Genomic DNA, 23,305 nt, shown 5'->3' on the forward strand with positions numbered 1-23,305 from the left:
CGTCTCCGCCTGGACCACGATCAGCACCGGCGGGCAGCGACGAGGGCCGCGCGCCGACACCTCAGCACCCCTTCATGCACGGGGATCCGTGCCGCTGTAAACCCTGAGGCAAAACCCGGGGCAAACCTCGGTGCAATCCCCGGTCCGGTCCTCGCGCCGCCATGGGCGAGCGTGCATTCATCGTGTCCAGCTCCTCGTTCGAGGAGAAGACGCCGCAAGACGCGGCTATCCGCAGCCGCGCCCGCGATTTTTCCGATCCCGCCTCATTCCCTGGCACTCGACATCGAATAGGGCCGCGCCGATCGTGCGGTGCCCCAAGCACGGTTGGGGCTGGCCTGCATGGTGAAGCGCAGTTCACCGCCCGCGCGGATCTCGGCATCGCGGATGAAGGTGCGCTCCAGCGGCGTACCGTTCAGCATGACCGATCCGACATAACGATTGGCGTCCGACAGCCCCTCGGCGACCACGGTGAAACGCTTGCCATCCGGCAGGTTCAGCACCGCGCGGCGGACAAAGGGACGGCCGATCACGTATTCGTTGGAGGCAGGCGCGACGGGATAGAAACCGAGCGCGGTGAACACCAGCCAGGCCGACATCTGGCCGAGGTCGTCATTGCCGGCAAGCCCGTCGGGCGCGGGCTTGTACTGGCTCTCGACGATCTGGGCGAGCCGCTCCTGCGTGCGCCAGGGCGCCCCGGCATACGTGTAGAGATAGGCGACGTGATGGCTCGGCTCGTTGCCGTGGATGTACTGGCCGATCAGCCCGGCGATGTCCTCGGCATGGCTGTAGTCGAGCTTCGCGTTGTCATAGCCAAACATCGCGTCGAGCTTGGCGACAGCCCGGGCGTCGCCGCCCAGCACGCGGAACAGCGCCGCCTGATCCTGCGGCACGAACCACGAATATTGCCAGGCATTGCCCTCGGTATAGTCCGATCCGTAGTTGATCGCGGTGGGATCGAACGGGGTGCGGAACGCGCCGCTGGAAAGCCGCGCCCGCAGCCAGCCGGTCTTGCTGTCAAAGCTGTTGCGCCAGTTTCCGGCGCGCCTTTCGAAACGCTCGGCAATCTCGCGGCGCCCCATGGCGCGGGCCATGCGGGCGATGGTCCAGTCGTCAAAGGCATATTCGGCCGTTTTCGACGCCGCCTCCGGCTCCTTGTCGATCGGCACGTAGCCATGCGCGATATAGTCACCGAGGCCGCCGTAGGCCGCATGGTCGGCGCTTGCCACCATCGCCGCAAGCGCCGCCTCGGCATCGAAGCCGCGCATCCCCTTCAGATAGGCGTCCGCGATCACCGGCACCGCGTGATAACCGATCATCGTCCAGGTTTCCCGGCCCGCGAACTGCCAGACCGGCAGGATGCCGTCGGGGCTGTGCTGCTGGCTGGCGACCAGCGAATTGACGACATCGGCGGTCACCTGCGGCGGCTGCACCAGCGTCAGCAGCGGATGCTCGGCCCGGAAGGTATCCCAGAGCGAGAAGGTGGAGCGGAACGTGAAGCCCTGCGCCTGATGGACCTGATCGTCCGGCCCGCGATAGCGCCCGTCGGCATCGCCCCAGACGCTCGGCGCCAGCAGCGCGTGGTAGAGCGCGGTATAGACATTGCGGCGCATCGGCTCGGGCGCGTCGATCTCGACGGCGGAAAGCGCCTGCCGCCATGCCGCCTCGGTCCGGGCGCGGATCGCATCGAACGTGCCGGGTTCGGCATCGAGATTGGCCAGAGCCGCATTCTCGTCGACCCCCGACAGCGCGACTTTCACTTCCAGCGGCGCATCCAGCACCCCGAAGTCGAGCCGGGCTTCGAGCGCCTTGCCCAGCTTCTCCGCCCGCGCATCGGTGCCGCGACCGGGGCCCTGGAAACCCTTGTAGGGAATGCTGGGGTCCCGGTCGATCAGGGCATGCCCCGTCAGCGGCGCGGAAAAGCGCATGGCGAAGAACAGCTTGCGCCCGGGCGCCCAGCCGCGCGTCTCGCGAAAGCCGGTCAGCGTGCCGTCGGCGCGCAAGTGCAGGCCGGACCACAGGATCTTGCCCGGATAGTCGTAGAGCGAGGTGCGCAGGTCGAGCAGCAGGTGCGCCGCCTGCCCCGCCGGGAAACGATAGCGATGGACCCCCACGCGCGTGCCCGCCGTCAGTTCGGCGGCGATGCCGCGGCCTGCCCCCGTGCCCATGAGCGTGACCGCGTAATAGCCCGGCCGCGCCGTCTCGCTGGCATGGTCGAAGCGCGAACGATAGCCCGAGCCCGCTTGCGCCGGATCGCCGGGATCGAGCTTCACCGCATCGCCCGCCTGCGGCATGACAAGGATATCGCCGAGGTCCGAATGGCCCGCGCCCGAGAAATGGGTATGGCTGAAGCCCTGGATCGTCGGGTCTTCGTAGCGATAGCCCGCCGCGTGGCCGTAGCACGTGCGGATCTCGCAGGTCACGTCGGTATCGGGCGAAAGCTGGACCATGCCGAACGGCGCGGTGGCGCCGGGGAACGTGTGCCCCTCGCCGCCGGTGCCGATCATCGGATCGACCGCGGCAACCGGGTCAAGGCCCGGACCCGCAGGTGCTTGCGCGGCCGCGCAGGTGGACAGCAGCAGGGCGGGCAGGATCAGGCGTCGCATCGGCGAACTATGACAGGCTTTTCAGGGGCCTGTCCACGCCGCTCAATCCTGGCTGACCAGCCGGTAACCCACCCCCGGCTCGTTGCGCAGCAGGCTGGGGCTGGCGGGATCGTCCTCCAGCTTGCGGCGGATCCCGCGCGCGGCCACGCGCAAGTATTCGACATCGCTCTCGTGCCCCGCCCCCCAGACCGTGCGCAGCAGCTGGGCATGGGTGATGACCCGCCCGGCATTGCGCGCCAGTTCGGCGAGGAAGCCATATTCCTTGGGCGTGAGGTGGACTTCCGCGCCGCCCTTGCGCACCAGCCGCGCGGCAAGGTCGATCTCGACGTCGCCGCGCCGGACCGGGCGCTCGGCGGCCTCGGCGGGGATACGATGGCGCAGTGCGGTGCGGATGCGGGCCAGCACTTCCTCGCTGTCGAAGGGCTTGGCCACGTAGTCGTCGGCGCCCAGGTCCAGCGCGGCCACTTTCTGGTCGGTCGCCTCGCGCGCGGACACGACCAGGATCGCCGCCTGTCCGCGCATCAGCGGGATCAGTTCCAGCCCGTCGCGGTCCGGCAGGCCAAGGTCGAGCAGCACGACCTCGGGCTTGTCGATCGCCATGGCGTTCAAGGCCTCGCGCGCGGTGCCCGCCTCGACCACGGCATAACCGGCGCGGGAGAGGCCGGCATGGAACAGGCGGCGGATGGCGGGCTCGTCATCGACGACGAGGATGGTGATGGGCTGTGTCATGCTTCGGGCCATTCCCTGAGATGGGCCTTGTCGAACCGGATGGTGAAACGCGCACCCGGCCCGTCATCGCGGTTGGCGGCGGATACGGTGAGGCCCATGGCGGCCGCGAACCCCTTGACGATGGCAAGGCCGAGCCCGGTGCCGCCCTTGCGGTCCGACCCCTCGATCCGCGCGAACGTCTCGAAAATCCGCTCCTCCTCGCCCGCCGGGATGCCGGGGCCGCGGTCGCTGACGGTGAGGTCCAGCCCCCCGGCGACACGCATCGCGGCAATGGCGATGGGGGCATCGGGATCGCCGTACTTGGCGGCGTTCTCGATCAGGTTGGTCAGGCACTGGTGGAACAGGTTGGGATCGACCAGGACCATCGGCGCATCGGCACAGATCGCGGTCTCGACCGCATGGCCCGCCAGCAGCGCGCGCAACTGATGCAGCGCCTCGCCGACCGCCTCGTCGAGATCGACCGGCTCGACCTTGCCGTGCAGCGCCCCCGCCTCGATCCGCGCCATGTCGAGCAGGTTGGTGACGAAGCGGTGCAGCCGCTCGGCCTCGCCCCGCGCGGCGGCGATGGGCGCGGCCTGCTGCGGCTCGCGCGCCTCGATGGCGGCCAGCGTGCCCATGATCGTGGTGAGCGGGGTGCGCAGGTCGTGGCTGACCGAGGAGAGCAGCGCATGGCGCAGCCGGTCCCGCTCGCGCGCCTGCGAGAGGTCCGCCATCTGCCCTTCCAGCGCCATGCGCTCCATCGCCAGCCCCGCCTGGTCGAGCAGGCTGAGCAGCAGCGGCAACTGGTCGGGCCGTACCGCGCTGCGCGCATCGCTGCGGGCAAGGCCGAAGACGCCCATCACCGCGCCGCGTGCCGCCAGCGGGTGGAACAGCCACTCGGAGGCGGTGAGCGTGTCCGATCCCTGTCCGGCCGGGGTATTGTTGTCGAAAGCCCAGTTGGCGGCGGCAAGGTCGAGCGTCTCCAGCCGCGCCGGACGCGGCCAGCTCCAGCGGCGCGAGAGGCCCTCCTCGCCCGGCACCAGCAGCACGGCATGGCCGTCGAACAGCCGCCCCACTTCGCCGCAGAGCACATGGGCCAGTTCGTCGATCGTGCTGATCCCGGTAAGCTGGCGCGCGAACCCTGCGAGCGCGCTGTTCTGCGCGGCGCTCGCCTGCGCCTGCAGCGCATGTTCGCGCACCCGCGCGGCGAGCTGGCTGGAGACGATGGCTACGGTGAGCAGCACCAGCACGGTGATGAAATTGCGCGGGTCCTCGATCGTCAGCGTATGCGTGGGCGGCAGGAAAAAGAAATTGTAGGCGAGCGAGGAGGCCAGCCCCGCCGCGACGCCGGTGCGCAGGCCGTAGCGCGTCGCCGCGACCATGACCGGCAGCAGGTAGAGCAGCCCGAGATCGGTGATGTTCCCGCTCGACAGGATCAGCGTGCCCAGCAGCGTGACCGCCGCCGTCAGCCCCAGCGAGACGAGATAACCGACCGGCGATCCCCACTGCCCCGCCGGTCTGCGCGCTGCCACGCGTCCCTCCACCGGCGCGGTCGGCAGGACCTGGATCGACAGCCCGGGCATCTCGCGCACCAGCCGGTCGACGATCGAGCCGTGGCGCAGCTCGAACCAGCGCGAGCGGGCCGACTTGCCGACCAGCAGCTGGGTGGCGCGGGCCTGCGCGGTGAAGCTCTTGAGCCCGTCCAGCACGGTTTCGGCCGGCACGCTCGCCACTTGCCCGCCAAGCTGGGTGGCAAGGTGCAGGGCATCGGCGAGCTGCGCATTCTCGGCATCGGTGAAGCCCGCCGCGCGCGGGGTCTCGATATGCACCGCCGTCCACGGCGCCCGCAGGGCATCGGCCAGCCGCTTGGCCGCGCGCACCAGTTCGAGCGCGCCCGGCTGCTCGCTCACCGCCACCACCAGCCGGTCGCCCGCCCCCCACACCCCCTCGATGGCATGGGCGCGCACATAGTCGAGCATCTGCGCGTCCACCGTCTGCGCCGCGAAACGCAGCGCCAGTTCGCGCAAGGCCGAAAGGTTCGACTTGGAGAAGAAATTGCCGAGCGCCCGGGTCGCCTCGTCGGGCACGTAGACCTTGCCCTGCCGCAGCCGCTCGATCAGTTCGTCGGGCGGAATGTCGACAACCTCGATCTCGGCATCGCCCAGCACCTTGTCGGGCAGCGTCTCGCGCACGCGGACCTTGGTGAAGGAGGCGACGACGTCGTTGAGGCTCTCGATATGCTGGATGTTGAGCGTGGACCAGACGTCGATCCCCGCCTCCAGCAGTTCCTCGACATCCTGCCAGCGCTTGTCGTGGCGGCTGCCGGGCGCATTGGTGTGGGCGAGTTCGTCGACCAGCACCAGTGCCGGGCGGCGGGCCAGCACCGCGTCGATGTCCATCTCGTCGAGCACGTGGCCCTGGTAGGCGACCGGCACCCGCGCGACCGTCTCCAGCCCGCGCAGCCGCGCCGCCGTCTCGCCGCGGCCATGGGTCTCGACCACGCCGACCACCACGTCCACCCCGGCTTCGCGCCGCGCCAGCCCCTCTCCCAGCATCTCGTATGTCTTGCCCACGCCCGGGGCCGCCCCAAGGAAAACCTTGAGGCGGCCCCGGTGCTCGCGCGCGGCGGCGCGCAGCAGTGCTTCGGGATCGGGACGCGGGTCGTTCACGGCTGCGCTTGTGCGCTGCCGGCCGCCATGCTGTCGAGAGCGAGATTGAGTTCCAGCACATTGACCCGCGGCTCCCCCAGGAAACCCAGCATGGGACGCGCGACGTGCTGCTCCACCAGTGTCTTCACCCGCGCCGCTTCCAGTCCGCGCGCACGGGCGACCCGTCCGGCCTGGAAAAGAGCCGCCTCGGGGCTCACGTCAGGGTCGAGCCCCGAGGCGGAAGTGGTCACCAGGTCGGAAGGAACTCGGGAACCTGGGATTCTGGGAAGGGCGGAGACGTCGGCCTTCACGCGGTCGGCCAGCGCCTGGCTGGTGGGGCCGAGGTTGGAGCCGGACGAGGCCATCGCGTCGTAGCCCCCCTGGGCAGCGGCGCCCGCGGCCGAGGGGCGGCCGTGGAAGTAGCGGTCCTCGGTGAATCTCTGGCCGATCAGGGCCGAGCCGACGACATGGCCATCGCGCTCGATCAGGCTGCCGCCGGCCTGACGGGGGAACAGCGTCTGCGCGAGGCCGGTCAGCGCCAGGGGATAGGCCAGCCCCAGCAGCAGGGCAAAGAGCAGCGTCATGGCCAGGGCCGGGCGCAGCGAGGTGGAAATGTCCTTGAGCATGGGAAATCGATCCTCAGACGAGGTGGAGCCCGGTGACCGCAAGGTCGATGAGCTTGATGCCGACGAACGGGGCGATCAGGCCGCCGAGGCCGTAGACCGCAAGGTTGCGGGCGAGCAGCGGACCGGCCGCCATCGGCCGGTAGGTGACGCCCCGCAGCGCCAGCGGCACCAGCGCGGGAATGATCAGCGCGTTGAACACGATGGCCGAGAGGATCGCGCTTTCGGGCGAGGCCAGCCCCATCACGTTGAGCACGCCGAGCCCGGGGTAGAGCGCCACGAACATGGCCGGGATGATCGCGAAGTACTTGGCGACGTCGTTGGCGACCGAGAAGGTGGTCAGCGCCCCGCGCGTCATCAGGAGCTGCTTGCCGAGGCCGACGATCTCGATCAGCTTGGTCGGGTCGCTGTCGAGATCGACCATGTTGCCCGCCTCGCGCGCGGCCTGGGTGCCGGTGTTCATCGCCACGCCGACATCGGCCTGCGCCAGGGCGGGCGCATCGTTGGTGCCGTCGCCGCACATGGCGACAAGCCTGCCGCCCTGCTGTTCGCGGCGGATCAGCGCCAGCTTGTCCTCGGGGGTCGCCTCGGCGAGGAAATCGTCGACCCCGGCCTCGGCGGCGATGGCGGCGGCGGTCAGCGGGTTGTCGCCGGTGATCATCACCGTGCGGATGCCCATGCGGCGCAGCTGGGCGAAACGGTCGCGCACCCCCGCCTTGACCACGTCCTTGAGCGCGACGATGCCGAGCAGCCGCCCGTCGCGGGCGACCGCCAGCGGGGTCTGGCCGCAGCGCGCGATCTCCTCGGAAATGCGGCGCAGCTCGGCCGCCTGCGGCGCCGCTGCCGCCTGCGGATTGGCGCGCAGGATCGCATCGACCGCCCCCTTCTGGACCAGCCCGGCCGCGCTCCGCACGCCCGAAATGCGGGTCTGCGCGGTGAACGGGATGACCTCGGCGCCGGCCGGCAGGCCTTCGAGGCCGAGCCCGTGCACCTCACGCGCCAGCACCACGACCGAACGGCCCTCGGGCGTCTCGTCGGCGAGGCTGGCGAGCAGCGCCGCCTCGGCCAGCATCCGCGCATCGACACCGGCGACCGGGCGGAACTCGGCGGCCTGGCGGTCGCCCACGGTGATCGTGCCGGTCTTGTCGAGCAGCAGCACGTCGATGTCGCCCGCCGCTTCCACCGCGCGGCCGGACTTGGCCAGCACGTTGAAGCGCACCAGGCGGTCCATGCCGGCGATGCCGATCGCCGAGAGCAGCGCGGCGATGGTGGTCGGGATCAGGGTGATCAGCAGCACCGCCAGCACCGCCACCGGGATCGCCCCGCCGGCAAAGCGGGCAAAGGCGGGAATCGTGGCGACCGCGATCAGGAACACGATGGTCAGGCCGACCAGCAGGATGGTGAGCGCGATCTCGTTGGGGGTCTTCTGCCGCTCGGCCCCTTCGACCAGCGCGATCATGCGGTCGAGAAAGCCCTGCCCCGGCTCCTGGGTGACCCGCACGCGGATCTCGTCGGAAATGACGCGGGTGCCGGCGGTTACGGCGCTGCGGTCGCCGCCCGCCTCGCGGATCACCGGCGCGCTCTCGCCGGTGATCGCGGCCTCGTTGACCGAGGCGACACCGGCGATCACCTCGCCGTCCGCCGGGATGAGGTCGCCGCTGCGCACCACGACTTCGGCGCCCTTGCGCAATTGCGAGGCGGGAACCACGCGCCCGTCGGGGAGGCGCGCGGTGAGCTCCGACTTGGCGGCGCGCAGCGAGGCGGCCTGCGCCCGCCCGCGCCCTTCGGCCAGCGCCTCGGCGAACGTGCCGAACAGCACGGTCAGCCAGAGCCAGACGATCAGCTGGAGCTGGAAACCCAGCGGCAGCGGCTCGCGGCCGGCGACCAGCAGGACGCTCAGCAGCAGCGCGACCACGGCGGTGGTGAACAGCACGGGGTTCTTCACCAGCGCGCGCGGGGTCAGCTTGCGGAAGGCATCGCCGATCGCGGGCACCACGAGGCGGGCCGAGAACAGGGAACTTGGTGTCGTCATGACAGGCGCTTTCAGAACAGCTGGCCCGAGATCATCGCGAGATGATCGGCGATGGGCCCGAGCGCGAGGCTCGGCAGGAAGGTGAGACCGCCCAGGACCAGGATCACCGCGATCAGCAGGCCGATCCACAAGGGGCCGGTGGTCGGGAACGACCCGGCGGTCTCCGGCGTGTGCTTCTTGGCGGCAAGGCTCCCGGCGATGGCCAGCACCGGCACGATCACGAAGAACCGGCCGATCCACATCGCCGCCGCGAGCAGGCCGTTGTAGAACGGCGTCCCTGCGGTGAGCCCGGCAAAGGCCGAACCGTTGTTGCCGGTGCCCGAGGCAAAGGCGTAGAGGATCTCGCTGAAGCCGTGCGGGCCCTTGTTGAGCGGCCCGGCGAGCCCGTCCGGCAGCACCGCCGAGAGCGCGGTGAGGCCAAGAATGCACAGCGGCAGCACCGCGACCGCCAGCACCGCCAGCTTCACTTCGCGCGCCTCGATCTTCTTGCCCAGATATTCGGGCGTGCGCCCGACCATCAGCCCCGCCACGAAGACCGCCAGCAGCGCAAACAGCAGGAAGCCGTAGATCCCGGCGCCGACGCCGCCGACCACCACTTCGCCCAGCTGCATGTTGACCAGCGGCACCATGCCGCCCAGCGCCGTGAAGCTGTCGTGCATGGCGTTGACCGCGCCGCACGAGGCAGCCGTCGTCACCACCGAGAACAAGGCGCTGGCGGCGATCCCGAAGCGGACTTCCTTGCCCTCCATGTTGCCGCCCGCGACGCCGAGGTGATGCAGCACCGGATTGCCCGCGGCCTCCTGCCAGTAGGTGACCGTGGTGCCGACCAGGAACATCGCCAGCATCGCCGCCAGGATCGCCCAGCCCTGCCGGGTGTTGCCCACCGCCTTGCCGAAGCACCAGGTGAGGCCGGCGCCGAGCGCGAAGATCGAGAGCATCTGCACGAGGTTGGTCAGCGCGCCCGGGTTCTCGAAGGGATGCGCGGAATTGGCGTTGAAGAAACCGCCGCCGTTGGTGCCCAGCATCTTGATCGCCTCCTGCGAGGCGACCGGGCCCAGCGCGATCGACTGGCGCAGGCCTTCCAGCGAGGTGGTGTCGGCCATGGCCGCAAGCGTCTGCGGCACTCCGCTGGCGACCAGGAACAGCGCATAGACGAGGCAGGCGGGCAGCAGCAGGTAGAGCGTGACGCGGGTGCAGTCGGCCCAGAAGTTGCCCACCGTGCGCGCCTCGCGCCGGGCAAAGCCGCGGAACAGCGCGAAGGCGACGGCGATGCCGGTGGCGGCGGAGAGGAAGTTGTGGATGGTCAGCCCCAGCATCTGGCTGAGATTGCTCATCGCCGCTTCGCCCGAATACCATTGCCAGTTGGTATTGGTGGCAAAGCTCACCGCCGTGTTCAGCGCCCCGTCGGCGCCGATCCCGGCAAGGCCGCGCGGGTTCAGCGGCAGCACCGCCTGCAGGCGCAGCACCGCATAAGTGAACAGCAGCAGCGCGAGGTTGAACACCAGCATGTGCAGCGCATAGCGGCGCCAGCCCTGCTCGGCGCCGGGATCGATCCCGGCGAGGCGATAGAAGCCGGTCTCGACGGGGCCCAGCACGCGGTGCAGCGGCGTGCGCCGCCCCTCGTAGAGCGCAAAGAGCCAGGCCCCCATCGGCCGGGCGAGCGCCAGGACAAGCGCGGTGAAAACGAGGATCAGGGTCCAGCCCTGAAAAGTCATTCCGGTGGTCATCGGCAGCCCTTCAGAACCGCTCGGGCCGCAGCAGCGCGGCAACGAGGTAGATCAGCAGGAAGAGCGCGGTGAGCCCGGCGAGCAGCAGCGGGAATGTCATGGTGATGCGATCCTCAGGCCTTCTCGCATAGGCGAGCGAAGCCCAGCGTCAGGAGGAACAGGCCCGCCAGCACGGCAAGCCAGAACAGGTCGGTCATTGTCTTTGGTCCGTTGGAATGAGGGTCGGAAATGGCGTCAGAAATGGCGTCAGAAGTGGCGTCAGAAATGGCCGGGCAGCGAAATCTGGCGAAACAGCCCCGCCCCCCAGAAGCTGAGCGACAGCCCGAGGCTGAGCAGCCCCACAAACAGCGCGCAAAGGCCGAGATCGACCGGCGTGGGATCGTGCAGCGCCGGGGTGATCGCCAGCCGATGCTCGGCCAGGATCACCCGTGCGGCGAGGATCAGGCTCAGCAGGCCGGCGGTGCGCAGCACCACTTCGGCCGGCCACCAGCGCTTGCCGCCGCGCAGCGCGGCGAGGCGTTGCCGCCAGGAAATTCGGGCCATCACACAGGCCTCCCGTCAATGGATAACGGGGGCGAGATGGGCCTTCAGGCCATTAAGGTTCCACGGGGAATTGTGCCGGCGGCATAAAGAAAGCATAAAGTCTGTGGCGCCTTCGCGCGCGCGAGACTAGGCGCCCGATCCATGAGCGAATCTTCCGGGCATCACGCCCCCAATGAAAGCCTCGCGGCGCTGTCGATCGGCGCCATCGGCGTCGTGTTCGGCGATATCGGCACCTCGCCGCTCTATGCCCTGAAGGAAAGCTTCATCGGCCATCACCCGCTGGTGGTGGACCGGCTGCACATCTTCGGGGTGATCTCGCTGATGTTCTGGACGATGATGCTGATCGTCACCGTCAAGTACGTCTTCATCATCCTCAGGGCCGACAACAACGGCGAAGGCGGCAGCCTGGCGCTGCTGGCACTGATCGGGCGCAAGCTGGGCAAGAGCCGCTGGACACCGCTGATCGCCATGCTGGGAGTCGTGGCCACCGCGCTGTTCTATGGCGATGCGATCATCACCCCCGCGGTCTCGGTGCTCTCCGCCGTCGAGGGCCTGACCGTGGTGAACGAGGATTTCGCGCAGTTCGTGCTGCCGATCGCGGTGGTCATCCTGATCGGGCTGTTCTCGATCCAGTCGCACGGCACCGCGACGATGGGCAAGCTGTTCGGCCCGATCATGATCGTCTACTTCCTGGTGCTGGCAGGGCTCGGCCTGCATTCGATCGTGCAGGCCCCCGAAGTGATCGCGGCGCTGAGCCCGCACCATGCGCTGGAATTCTTCCTGGTGAACCCGAAGCTCGCCTTCCTGGCGCTGGGCTCGGTGGTGCTGGCCGTCACCGGGGCCGAGGCGCTCTATGCCGACATGGGCCATTTCGGGCGCAAGGCGATCTCGATCTCGTGGCTCTACGTCGCCTTCCCGTGCCTGCTGCTGAACTACCTCGGGCAGGCCTCGCTGGTGCTGCGCCATCCCGATGCGATCCAGAACCCGTTCTTTTTCATGGCGCCGGACTGGGCCCGCCTGCCGCTGGTCGCGCTGGCGACGATGGCGACGATCATCGCCAGCCAGGCGGTGATCTCGGGCGCCTTCTCGGTCTCGCAGCAGGCAGTGCAGCTGGGCTTCCTGCCGCGCCTCAAGATCCTCCACACGAGCGCCAAGGCGGCCGGGCAGATCTACGTGCCGCTGGTCAACTGGGGCCTGCTGGTCATGGTCGTGCTGCTGGTGTTCGGCTTCCGCAGTTCGGGCAACCTGGCCGCGGCCTACGGCATCGCCGTCACCGGCACGATGCTGATCACCGCCTGCATGCTCGGCGTGCTGACGTTCGCGGTGTGGAAGTGGCACCCGCTGGTGGCAGGCAGCGTCACGGCGGGCTTCCTGTTCATCGACGCGCTCTATTTCTTCTCGAACGTCACCAAGATCCCCGACGGCGGCTGGTTCCCGCTGCTGGTGGCCGCGGTGGTGTTCACCCTGCTGACGACCTGGGCGACCGGCCGCCAGCTGATGCGCGAGCGCCTGCAGGAAGATTCGATTCCCTTCGCCACCTTCATCCGCTCGGTCGGCGAGCGGGTGCGGCGGGTGAGCGGCACCTCGGTGTTCCTCGCCTCCAACGTGGAGGGGGTGCCGCCGGGGCTGCTGCACAACCTCAAGCACAACCACATCCTGCATGATCGCGTGGTGATCCTGACCGTCTCCGGCCAGGGCGTGCCGCATGTCGCGCCGGAAAACCGCGCGCTGGTCGAGGATCTCGGCCAGGGCTTCTACCGCGTGACCTTGCGCTACGGCTTCATGGACGAGATCGACATCCCCGCCGCGCTGGCCGTGGAAGACGGTGCCGGCGGCCCGTTCAAGGCGATGGACACCAGCTACTTCCTCTCGCGCCAGACGCTGATCCCCTCCAGCCGCCCGGGCATGGCGCTGTGGCGCGAGAAGCTCTTCGCGATCATGGTGCGCAATGCCGAAAGCGCAATGGAGTTCTTCAAGCTGCCCACCAACCGGGTGATCGAACTGGGCAGCCAGCTGGAGATCTAGCGGAGGGACTGGGGCGCTCCCGACAAAACTCTCCGTCGCCCCCGCGAAGGCGGGGGCCCCGCTTTCTTGGGCGACCTCTCGCCCCGCACGACAGAAGAAGCGGGATCCCCGCCTTCGCGGGGATGACGCGACAAGGGGGCGGGGCGCTCAGTCCGGAACCGGCCCTGAACCCGCGCCGGTTTCGCGAATGGCAGCGGCAATCCCGGCGCGGTCCTCATCGGAAAGCACGAGGTTCGCCCCCGCCACCCAGCCATCGACCTGCGCCGGGCTGCGCGCGCCGACGATCGCCCCGGTCACGCCGGGCACCGCCAGGACCCACGCCACCGCGACCGCCGCCGGCGAGACGCCGTGCCGCGCGGCCACCGGCTTCATCGCCGCGGCCACGGCAAGGTTGCGCGTCAGGGCTTCGCCGGTGAAATCGTCATGGCGCGAACGCCAGTCGTCCGCCGCCAGCCCTGCCACCCGCGCGGCCGAAAAGGCCCCGGACAAGAGGCCCGACTGCATCGGGCTATAGACGATCACCCCGGTATCATGCGCCAGACACCACGGCAGCTCGCGGGCGATGGCCGCGCGTTTCAGGGCCGAGAGCGGCGGTTGCAGCGTATCGACATGGCCCATGGCCGCCGCCGCTTCGAGTTGATCCGCATCGTGGTTGGACAGCCCCACCGCCCGCACCTTGCCCGCTGCTTTGAGATCGAGCAGCGCGCCCCAGTATTCCTCGAGCGCGGTGCCGTCCTCCGCCGGCCAGTGCATCTGCAGCAGGTCGATCCGCTCCACCCGCAGGCGGCGCAGCGAGGCCTCGCACTCGTCCATGATCGATTGCCGCCGCCCGACACGCCGTTTCGACTGGCGGTCGGCCGGATCCCAGACCTGCCCGCACTTGGTAAAGACGTAAGGTCGCTCGGCCTCCGGCATCTCGGCGAGCGCCCGGGCAACAACCTCCTCCGAATGGCCGAGGCCGTAGATCGCCGCCGTGTCGATCCAGTTCACCCCGCGCGCCACCGCGTGGCGGATGGCGCGCACCGAATCGGCATCGTCCTGCGTGCCCCAGCCGACCGCCCAGTCCGCCCCGCCGATCGCCCAGGCGCCGAAGCCGACGCGGCTGATCTCCATGCCCGTCGTGCCCAGCGGGCGGGTCACGGGCGGCGTATCGAGTGTGGTCGCAGTCATGGGCGCATCCTTGCGAGAGGGGGCGGAGGAGAGCGAAAGGGGGCGGGTCGCCCCGGTTGTGCCCCCATGGCAGCTGCGGCGCGAGCGGTCTTGTCGCTGGCAGCGCCGATGGCTTGACGCGGAGCGCCCGAAACGCCCATCCGGCCCCGCCATGTCCGCGCCCGAACGGCCCATGCGCTGCCGTGCACAAGACCGGGCCGCGACCGCGCCGGGTTGTTCTGCCGAAAAACGGCGGATTTGCGTGATCGCCGCGTTGTGCCGCCCGATGTTCTGGGTAACAGCGGTCAACTACTTATTCGCAACTGCACAAGACCGGACTGTCATCGAACCGCCAAGTTCCCCTTCAAGCGGCCAACCCAGCAACAAGCATGAGCCGCAAGACCCGGGAATCGATCTTACGACCTGTTCGGGGAGCTGACATGAGAACCAAGTCCACTTTCGCCTATGCCCTGGCCACGGGCATATCGCTTCTTGCCTTCACTTCCGCCACCGCGCACGCGGCCGATGCCGAACCCGCTGCGGCCCCCGCCGCGGCTGACGGCCAGTCCGGCCTCACCGACATCGTGGTGACGGCAGAGCGCCGCGACGTCAGCCTCCAGCAGGCCCCGCTGTCGGTCAGCGCGATCACCAACGATACGCTGAAGGCCGGCAACATCACCGACATCACCGGGCTCAACGGCACCGTTCCCGGCCTCGTCATCGCCAAGAGCGGCGGCGGCGAGCGGGTCATCTCGATCCGCGGCATCGGTTCGGAAACGCCGGAGAACACCAATACCCAGCCGGGCGTCTCCTACCACATCGACGGCGTCTACATCTTCAACTCGATCGCCGCGAGCGCGGCCTTCATCGACGTGGCGCAAGTCGAGGTGCTGCGCGGGCCGCAGGGCACGCTGTTCGGTCAGGGATCGACCGGCGGCACCATCAACGTCGTCTCGATCGAGCCGAGCACCGATGCGCTCAAGGGCAATGTCAGCGCCGGGATCGGCAACTACAACTACATGGAAGGTTCGGGCGCGCTCAACGTGCCGCTGACCGACACCCTCGCGGTGCGCGGCGCCTTCCAGTACACCAAGCATGACGGCTACGCCCACGCCACCGCGGTGACCGGGGTCAAGAGCTACGACCTCGACGACCAGGACGAGACCGGCTGGCGCCTGGGTGCCAAGTGGCAGCCGCTGTCGAACCTCTCGGTCACGCTGAACACGATCCAGTTCAATTCGAACACCAACGGCCCGGCGCAGAAGAACATCCTCGACCCCAACCCCGATGCCCGCGAACTGACGCAGGACTATCCGGGCCGCTCGAAGGTCAAGACCCAGCTCTATACCGGCGTGGTCAAGTGGGACACGTCGTTCGCCACGATCAAGTCGATCACCGGCTACCAGAAGCTCCATTCCGAGCAGGCCTGGGATGCCGACGGCCTCGACGCCGCCACCTTCTTTGCCCAGACCTACAACCCGGTCAGCTACACCGGCGTCAGCTACGACCACGTGCCGCTGTGGCAGGCCGATACCAAGAGCTGGAGCCAGGAGCTGAACCTCACCTCGAACGGCAACGGTCCGTTCCAGTGGGTGCTCGGCGGCGTCTACCTGCATTCGAAGAACAGCCAGTACATCAACGAGTACCGCGCGGCCGATCTCGACAATATCCTCAGCCCCGCGCTGCCCGAAGACACCGCCTGGAACGACCCGCTGGTCGGCAACCTGACTTACGCCGAACTGTCTGAAATCAAGCGTGAACTCTACGCCTTCTTCGCCCAGGGCACTTATGCGCTGACCGACAGCCTGAAGCTGACCGCCGGCGTGCGCTACAACCACGACAAGTCCTCGGGCATGTACGATTCGATGTCCGGCGGCGCCTCCAGCCAGACTTCGGGCGCCTATCTCCAGCCCAGTTCGACCGGCTCGCGCAGCGACCACGCCTGGACCGGCAAGGTGGCGCTGGACTACCAGTTCACGCCCAGCAACATGCTTTATGCCAGCTGGACGCGCGGCTTCAAGCCGGGCGGCATCAACTCGGCCTCGGCATCGGGCGGCAGCTATTCGATCCTGCCCAGCTACAAGCAGGAAACCGTCGATTCCTTCGAGATCGGCTCCAAGAACCGCTTCCTGGACGATACCCTGCAGCTCAACGCCTCGGCCTTCCTCTACAACTACAAGAACATGCAGTTCCTCGAGGAAGACCCGATCCTCTACGGCGAGGGCATCAGCAACGCGCCCAAGGCGCGGGTCTACGGCCTCGAACTCGAAAGCAGCTACGCGCCCACCACGCATCTGCGCTTCGACGCCTCGCTGTCATGGCTGGAGGGCGAGTTCACCTCGCACTACCTGGCGCTCGACCCGACCAACGCCACCAATGCCCAGAACGCGGCGGGTTATCCCGACTACCTGTTCTGGACCAACTTCTACAACGCCGTGCTGGCCCGCGATGCCGCCCGCGAGGACATCAAGGGCAACCGCATTCCCAAGCTGCCGCGCTGGCAGGGCAATATCGCCGCCACCTGGAACGGCGAAGTCGGCCCGGGCAAGCTGACCGCCCGCGCCCAGCTGATCTATCGCGGCCAGTACCAGTACCGCCTGTTCAACGAAGGCGCGGTGGACACCACCCCCTCGTACACCCAGGTCAACACGATGCTGAAGTACGAGCCGGAAGGCACCAACACCGACGTGACCCTGCGCGTGATCAACCTGTTCGACAAGAACGGCATCAACTCGCGCTTCTCGGACCCTTACGGTTCGGCGCAGGTCATGGACACCTACATCCCGCCGCGTCAGGTGATCCTCTCGGTCGGGTACAAGTTCTAAAGCGTTTTCTAATCAGGTGGAATCACCTGATGACTCGGAAAACGCGTAAGATGAAAATCTTAGAGAAGTTGATCCGATGCAATCGGATCGGAAACTGCTCTAAGCGGAACCCATCGGGTCATACCGTCGGTTTTAAGGGGAACGCGCCGGTCGCAAGACCGGCGCGTTCTGCTGTTCGGGAAGCGGGGCATGACAGAAGAAGCGGGATCCCCGCCTTCGCGGGGATGACGGGACATAGGGCAAAACTCACCCACCACCCCCCGCTCATCCTGAGCCTGTCTACGGATGGGAGCCCAGGCGCCGCCCCCAGATGGCTGGTCCGCGGGCTTCGACCCGCTCGGCCCGAGCGGGTCTTGAGAGAGCCTTCGCAAAAGCCGCCCTTGCGCCACCCATAGCCCAAGTCGCTTGCCCCCGCGGCGCGATCAACTATTGAGTCGCGCACCATCAAGAGTGTGCAGGTGCAGCATGTCAGCCTGCAAGGCACGATGGTCCGGCGATTCCGCGTGGACCATGATGCCCGCAGGAGTTGCCATGTCGTCCGGACTGTCCATGCCCACAAGCATAGCGCGCAGCGCCCTGGTCATGTTCGCGGCCTCGCTCGGCTTCTTTTTCGTGACCGCCACGACCTTCACCTCGCTCGGCTACGTGCTTTACACGATGGTGGCCGAACTCGGCTGGTCGAAGGCCGCCGCCGGCCTCAGCTTCTCGCTGCTGGGCCTCGCCTGCGGCCTCGCCAGCCCGCTGCCGCCACTGCTGATGAAGGCGATCGGCACGCGGATGACGGTCTTCGCGGGCTGTCTGGTGCTGGCCACCGGCTTCCTGATCGCCTCGCAGATCCATCATCTGGAACTGTTCTTCGTGGCGACGACGCTGATGGGCGTGGGCTTCTCGCTCGTCGCCCCCTCGCCCGCCGTCTACCTGCTGGCGACGTGGTTCCCGCGCACCTCCTCGCGGATGATCGGCTTCTACTTCATGGCCGGCGCGGCGGGCGGCATTGCCGGGCCGCTGATCGTCGGCACCATCGTCGGCCTGACCGGCAACTGGCGCCTGCACTGGATGGTCATGGCCGCCAGCGCGCTGGTGCTGGGCGTGATCTCGCTGGTGTGCATCCGCGACGCGGTGAAAGTGGAGAGCGTCGATCAGGTCAAGGGTGCGGGCCACGAAAGCGACGGCCCCGCCGCCAGCGTCTGGACCGTCAGGCAGGCGCTGATGACGCCCAGCTTCGTGATCCTCGCGCTGGCCATGACCGTGGTGCAGACCGTGGTCACCACCACCCATTCGATCCTTGTCGCGCATATCGCCAATCTCGGCCAGGGCGCGGCGCCGGGCGCCATCGCGATGAGCCTGCTGGCCTTTGCGGGCACCGGCGCCAAGGGCGTGACCGGCACCTTGTGCGAACGCGTCGATCCGCGCCGCATCTTCATCGCCGGCCTTGCCGTGCAGGCACTGGCGATGGCGCTGCTGTGGACCGCCAGCCACGTGCTGGTCGCCACCGGCGCCGCCGCGCTGTTCGGCATGGGCTGGGGCATGGCCTGGCTCTCCGCGCATATCCTGCTGCTGCGCTACTTCGGCGCCGGGATTGCCGGGGACATGACCGCGATGGCCACCACCGTCACCACGCTCGCCGTATTTGGCCCGATCGGCGCCGGCCGCATCGCCGACGTCACCGGCGGCTACGGCCCCGCCCTGCTCGTCTTCGCCCTGATGCTGGCGGGCGCGACGGCGATGTCGGTGCTGTTCCTGCGCGCCCCCGCCGCGCCGCCGGTCCGCGCCGGGGAACCGGAAGCGCTCGAAGGCCCCGAACTGGTTCCCGCCGAATAAGAAGTTCGTTTGAAAATCCGCGACACGCGGATTTTGGCGGCACCGGCCCGCTCCCCCACCCGACCTCCCGACAGGGTACACTTCATGAGAGGTCGGGTGGGGGAGTGGGCCGGTGTCGCCACGAAAATGCCCATCGGGCATTTTCAAACGAACGCCTTGCCAAAAGTCCCTGCGCCCAGCGCCAAGAGCCGGCCGCCCCGACTCGCTAGGGTCCTCCTGTAACGAGGGATTGCCGCAAGGCGATCCGCAGTTTGCCCCGCTACGGGCACGACACGGGAAGCCAGCAATGACCATTCTCACCGACACGTTCATCGACAGTCTGGAAAGCTCCACGCTCGGCACGCTGGAAGCCGAGACGCTGCCGGCCGAATGCTATGTCGACGAGGATTTCTACCGCTTCGAGAAAGCCGCGCTGTTCGAGCACGAATGGCTCTGCGTCGGCCGCGCCGAATGGCTGGAGAACCCGGGCGACTTCTTCACCGTCACCCGCGCCGACGAGCCGATGGTGATCTGCAAGACGCGCGACGGCTCGATCAAGGCGCTGTCCTCGGTCTGCCAGCACCGCGCGATGCTGGTCGCCGAGGGCCACGGCAATACCCGCGCCTTCGTGTGCCCCTATCACCACTGGACCTACGACCTCGACGGCACCCTGGTCGGCGCCCCGGCGATGAACAGGACCTGCAATTTCGACAAGAAGGCCGCCAGCCTGCCCGAAATCCGGCACGAGATCTGGCACGGCTTCATCTTCGTCAACTTCGATGCCGATGCCGCCCCGCTGACCCCGCGCCTGGCCGGGATCGAAGAGGTCGTCGCCAACTACGAATTCGAAAACCTGCGCGGCCCCCGTCCCGAGGAACCCACCGTGTTCCCGTGGAACTGGAAGGTCATGCTGGAAAACAACAATGACGGCTACCACGCCAGCCGCCTCCACGCAGGCCCGCTGCACGACTTCATCCCGAGCGGGCTGGCAAGCTTCCCCGATGTCCCGGCGGATTCGGCGGCCTATTACCGGCTCAACGGCACGCTGCACAGGAACGCCGCCTTCAACGCCACGCAGAAGGCGGTCTTCCCGGTCTTCCCCAAGCTGACCGAGGAAGAGCAGAACCGCCTGCTCTTCGTGAACCTGCCGCCCAGCCTCTCGCTGGTGGTGCTGAACGATACCGTGCTCTACCTCATCATGGACCCGCGCGGGGCCCAGAGCCATGCCCTCACCATCGGCACGCTGATGGTGCCCGAGGCGATAGACGATCCGCTCTACGAGTTGAAGATGAAGATGAACGACAGCGCGGTCGAGGAGATCGTGGGTCAGGATTTCCACGTCGACGAACTGGTGCAACTGGGCCTGCGCTCCAAGTTCGCCCCGCGCGGTCGCTATTCCTGGCAGGAGGGGGCGCAGCGGCTGCTCAACGTCTGGCTGGTCGAACGCTACCGCGCCGAGTGGGATCGCCGTCGCGGTCCGCAAAGACCTTTGGCCGCTCCGGTCACGCGCCTCCACGCCTGATTTCACAAGTTTACCGTCACCCATTCCCGACGGCTGCGGCGTCCGACCTAGGTCGGGCGCCGCCTTTTTGTTTGGTGCGCCATTCGCATCCGCGAATGGCTTGCGGCCGAGTCCTTTGTCCGGGCTCACGCCCGGATGCGGCACCGGCCCACTCCCCCACCCGACCACCCACGAGTGTATCCTGATGGGTGGTCGGGTGGGGGAGTGGGCCGGTGCCGCGGAAAGGTCAGCGTAAATTTTCGTTTAGGGGTCGTTCTGGTGCGCTTAGGTGCATTTGTGCAAGGACGCTGGAAATCAAGGATTCGTGCGCCTCGTGCCGCGCATGCAAACTCCCTGCAGCTAGGCCTTGGACACACACCAAGGGAGCCTTCCGCAATGACCAACACGCTCATCTTCGTCGATTTCGCGACCGACGATCCCGCCAGGGCCGGCGAATTCTACGCCGAAGTCTTCGGCTGGGAGAACGATGCGCGCCCGCACGGGATCTACCACCGCATGGTTCCCGGCGGCTTCTTCCAGAACAAGGACGGGACCGACAGCCAGATCGGCAACCTCCACCTCGGCGTGTTCGACGCGAACAACGCGCGGCCCCATCCCAGCCCCGAAGGCGTCGAACCGCGCACGCTGGCGACCGAAGGCCGCAAGGCCCGTATCTGGGTACTCGTGTCGGATGACGACAGCCACGAACGCATCCTCTCCACCGCCGAGAAACTGGGCGGCAAGGTGCTGTGGCGCGACCACTACTGGGCCGAGTTCAACGGCTACAACCACGCCTTCGCCGACCCCTGGGGCAACGAGATCATCCTCTGGGGCAAGGCTGGCGAAAATCCCGAGATTCCGGCGGATTACACGAAGGAATAAGCCGAATTTCCGGGACCGCGGAACACAAGGCGCCCCGGAAACGGCAAACGTATCACCACCGAACCTCGTCGTCCCCGCGCAGGCGGGGACCCCGCTTTTCTTGGCACCGTAGCAAATGGCAGCGGGGCCCCCGCCTGCGCGGGGGCGACGGAGTGTTTTGAGGCAGGCGGAGCGCCCCCTTCCAACAAGTTCTTGTGCGCTTGCTCGCAAGACCATCCGCCCCCGCTCTCCCTAGCCTTGGGTCTCAGAGCAACGGAGCAATACGCGAATGAGCCGTCTTCCGATCGTCTTCTACGGTCACGGCAGCCCGATGGTGGCGCTGGAAAAGAGCGACGTGACCAGAAGCTGGAACGCGATCGCCGGCCGCATCGGCAAGCCGCGCGCGATCCTGTGCATCTCCGCCCACTGGCAGACGCGCGGCACCGCCGTCACCGCCATGGCCCAGCCGCGCACGATCCACGACTTCGGCGCCTTCCCGCAGGCCCTGTTCGACGTGCAGTACCCCGCCCCCGGCGCCCCCGACCTCGCCGAGCGCGTGCGCGAACTGCTGGAACCGATGCCGGTGAAGCTGGACGCCAACTGGGGGCTCGACCACGGCACCTGGTCGGTGCTCGTCCACGCCTATCCCGAGGCCGACGTGCCGGTAATCCAGCTTGGCATGGATCTCGCCAAGAGCCCCGCCGAACACTGGCTGGTCGGCCGCATGCTGCGCCCGCTGCGCGATGAGGGCGTGCTGATCATGGGCACCGGCAACATCGTCCATAACCTGCCGGCGATGGACTGGGCCAACCCGCTCGCCGCGCCCTACCCGTGGGCCGAGCAGTTCAATAGCGCCATGTGCAAGGCCATTGCCGAGGACGATCCCAAGGTCGTGATCGATTACGAGGCGCTGGGCGATGCCGCGCGGCTTTCGGTACCGAGCGAGGACCATTTCCTGCCGCTGCTCTACGTGCTGGGCGCGCGCCATGAGGGCGAACCGGCCGAGTTCGCGCCCCACTTCATCCAGCACAAGTCGCTCAGCATGACGAGCGTGCTCATCGGCGCCGAATAAGCGCCGTTTTCCCAGATTTCCCTGCGTAACAGGAGTTTCGATGGCACTGATCAGCCTTAAGCCCGCGCTTGAAAAGGACCCCGTCCAACCCGGCGCGCTGCACCACTTGAGGGCCACGCCCGAGACGGTGCACTGGGGCTATTTCTCGCCCGAGATCAAGCCGGCGCTCACCGTGAAGAGCGGCGACCTGATCATGGCGCAGGCGGTCACCCATCATGCGGGCGACGATCCGGACCTGATGTTCGACGACGAGATCCGCCGCATCTTCACCGAGATCGATCCGGCCACCCGCGCGCCGGGCTGCCACATCATGACCGGGCCGATCTACGTCGAGGGCGCCGAGCCCGGCGACATGCTGGAAGTGCGCTATTTCCAGATGAAGCCGCGCTTCAACTATGGCTCCAACCTCGCGGCCAACTGGGGCCATCTCTACGAGGAATTCGGCCAGACCGAGCGGGTGACGATCTACAAGCTCGATCCCACCGCCAACACCGCCGCCGCGCTCTATGCCTATGACGTGGAGGAAAAGTACCTCGTTCCCGGCCGCATCACCCACTGCCCGGAATGCGACCGCTCCACCGCGCTGCCCGGCATCACCATCCCCGCGCGCCCGCATCTCGGCACCGCCGGGGTGGCGCCCGCCGTCAACGATCCGGTGAGCACGATCCCCCCCGGCCTTCACGGCGGCAATATCGACAACTGGCGCATCGGCGCCGGGGCGACGATGTATTATCCCGTGCAGGTCAAGGGCGGCCTGTTCTCGATCGGCGATCCCCACGTTTCGCAGGGTGATGGCGAGATCAGCGGCACCGCGATCGAGGCCTCGCTCGACGTGCTGTTCCAGATCGTGCTGCGCAAGGACTTCTCGTTCCCCTCGCCGCTGCTGGAAACGCCCGATTGCTGGATCGTCCATGGCTTCGGCGAGAATTTGGACGTCGCCATGAAGTCCGCATCGATGGACATGCTGCACCTGCTGACCGAGCATCAGGGCCTGTCGCGCAACGACGGCTATTCGCTGATGAGCGTCGCCGCCGACTTCGGCGTGACGCAAGTGGTGGACGGCACGCAGGGCATCCATTGCCGGATCGAGCGCCGCATCTTCCCGCACAAGGGCAGCGTGGCCGATCCGGTCGCGAAAGACTGAACAGGACGTTCGTGCCGGGCGGACCCGTCCGGCACGAGCCATAG

The 23,305-nt window shown here is 67.8% G+C and carries 16 protein-coding genes; 7 read left to right on the forward strand and 9 right to left on the reverse strand.

Annotated features, from left to right (window positions below; translation table 11 throughout):
• Positions 1–263 precede the first annotated feature (263 nt).
• From DM450_RS14955 to DM450_RS14990, 8 genes are all read right to left on the reverse strand, one after another.
• Positions 264–2,603, reverse strand: a complete 2,340-nt coding sequence (locus DM450_RS14955; RefSeq protein WP_142636061.1) for a GH92 family glycosyl hydrolase — start codon at positions 2,601–2,603, stop codon at positions 264–266.
• Between the two features lie 42 nt (positions 2,604–2,645).
• Positions 2,646–3,332: a response regulator gene (locus DM450_RS14960; RefSeq protein WP_142636063.1), complete on the reverse strand. Its 687-nt coding sequence runs from the start codon at positions 3,330–3,332 to the stop codon at positions 2,646–2,648.
• Positions 3,329–5,980, reverse strand: a complete 2,652-nt coding sequence (locus tag DM450_RS14965) for a sensor histidine kinase KdpD (RefSeq protein ID WP_142636065.1) — start codon at positions 5,978–5,980, stop codon at positions 3,329–3,331. Before DM450_RS14965 ends, DM450_RS14960 begins: the two co-directional genes overlap by 4 nt.
• Positions 5,977–6,585, reverse strand: coding sequence for a potassium-transporting ATPase subunit KdpC (kdpC, locus tag DM450_RS14970; protein WP_142636067.1), 609 nt, complete (start codon positions 6,583–6,585; stop codon positions 5,977–5,979). Before kdpC ends, DM450_RS14965 begins: the two co-directional genes overlap by 4 nt.
• A 13-nt stretch (positions 6,586–6,598) precedes the next feature.
• Positions 6,599–8,614, reverse strand: a complete 2,016-nt coding sequence (gene kdpB, locus DM450_RS14975; protein ID WP_142636069.1) for a potassium-transporting ATPase subunit KdpB — start codon at positions 8,612–8,614, stop codon at positions 6,599–6,601.
• A gap of 11 nt (positions 8,615–8,625) precedes the next feature.
• Complete coding sequence (gene kdpA / locus DM450_RS14980) at positions 8,626–10,329, reverse strand: potassium-transporting ATPase subunit KdpA (RefSeq protein WP_142637969.1); 1,704 nt, start codon at positions 10,327–10,329, stop codon at positions 8,626–8,628.
• A gap of 22 nt (positions 10,330–10,351) precedes the next feature.
• Positions 10,352–10,441 carry a K(+)-transporting ATPase subunit F gene (gene kdpF / locus DM450_RS14985; RefSeq protein ID WP_142636071.1) on the reverse strand — a complete coding sequence of 30 codons (90 nt, stop codon included), beginning with the start codon at positions 10,439–10,441 and terminating at the stop codon, positions 10,352–10,354.
• Between the two features lie 158 nt (positions 10,442–10,599).
• Positions 10,600–10,884: a hypothetical protein gene (locus DM450_RS14990; RefSeq protein ID WP_142636073.1), complete on the reverse strand. Its 285-nt coding sequence runs from the start codon at positions 10,882–10,884 to the stop codon at positions 10,600–10,602.
• A gap of 141 nt (positions 10,885–11,025) precedes the next feature.
• Between DM450_RS14990 and DM450_RS14995 the strand changes: the two genes are divergently transcribed.
• Positions 11,026–12,909 (forward strand): potassium transporter Kup, encoded by a 1,884-nt coding sequence (locus DM450_RS14995; RefSeq protein WP_142636075.1) that lies wholly within the window; start codon positions 11,026–11,028, stop codon positions 12,907–12,909.
• Between the two features lie 147 nt (positions 12,910–13,056).
• Here the strand turns inward: DM450_RS14995 and DM450_RS15000 are convergent, their stop codons facing one another.
• Positions 13,057–14,079, reverse strand: coding sequence for an aldo/keto reductase (locus DM450_RS15000; RefSeq protein WP_260609897.1), 1,023 nt, complete (start codon positions 14,077–14,079; stop codon positions 13,057–13,059).
• 419 nt (positions 14,080–14,498) lie between these two features.
• Here DM450_RS15000 and DM450_RS15005 point away from each other — a divergent pair, with 419 nt between their 5' ends.
• The 6 genes from DM450_RS15005 to DM450_RS15030 all read left to right on the forward strand — a co-directional run bounded on the left by DM450_RS15005 (position 14,499) and on the right by DM450_RS15030 (position 23,261).
• On the forward strand, positions 14,499–16,883 hold the full coding sequence (locus DM450_RS15005) for a TonB-dependent receptor (RefSeq protein WP_142636077.1): 2,385 nt from the start codon (positions 14,499–14,501) through the stop codon (positions 16,881–16,883).
• A 531-nt stretch (positions 16,884–17,414) separates the two neighbouring features.
• Positions 17,415–18,704, forward strand: a complete 1,290-nt coding sequence (locus DM450_RS15010) for a CynX/NimT family MFS transporter (protein ID WP_260609898.1) — start codon at positions 17,415–17,417, stop codon at positions 18,702–18,704.
• Positions 18,705–18,990: 286 nt separating this feature from the next.
• Positions 18,991–20,205, forward strand: coding sequence for an aromatic ring-hydroxylating oxygenase subunit alpha (locus DM450_RS15015; RefSeq protein ID WP_142636079.1), 1,215 nt, complete (start codon positions 18,991–18,993; stop codon positions 20,203–20,205).
• Positions 20,206–20,580: 375 nt separating this feature from the next.
• Positions 20,581–21,066 (forward strand): VOC family protein, encoded by a 486-nt coding sequence (locus DM450_RS15020; RefSeq protein ID WP_142636081.1) that lies wholly within the window; start codon positions 20,581–20,583, stop codon positions 21,064–21,066.
• Between the two features lie 268 nt (positions 21,067–21,334).
• Positions 21,335–22,117, forward strand: coding sequence for a 4,5-DOPA dioxygenase extradiol (gene ygiD, locus DM450_RS15025; RefSeq protein ID WP_142636083.1), 783 nt, complete (start codon positions 21,335–21,337; stop codon positions 22,115–22,117).
• Between the two features lie 40 nt (positions 22,118–22,157).
• On the forward strand, positions 22,158–23,261 hold the full coding sequence (locus DM450_RS15030) for an acetamidase/formamidase family protein (RefSeq protein WP_142636085.1): 1,104 nt from the start codon (positions 22,158–22,160) through the stop codon (positions 23,259–23,261).
• Positions 23,262–23,305 lie beyond the last annotated feature (44 nt).

It is taken from the genome of Sphingomonas sp. IC081, assembly GCF_006874585.1.
In the GTDB taxonomy this organism is placed as follows: domain Bacteria; phylum Pseudomonadota; class Alphaproteobacteria; order Sphingomonadales; family Sphingomonadaceae; genus Novosphingobium.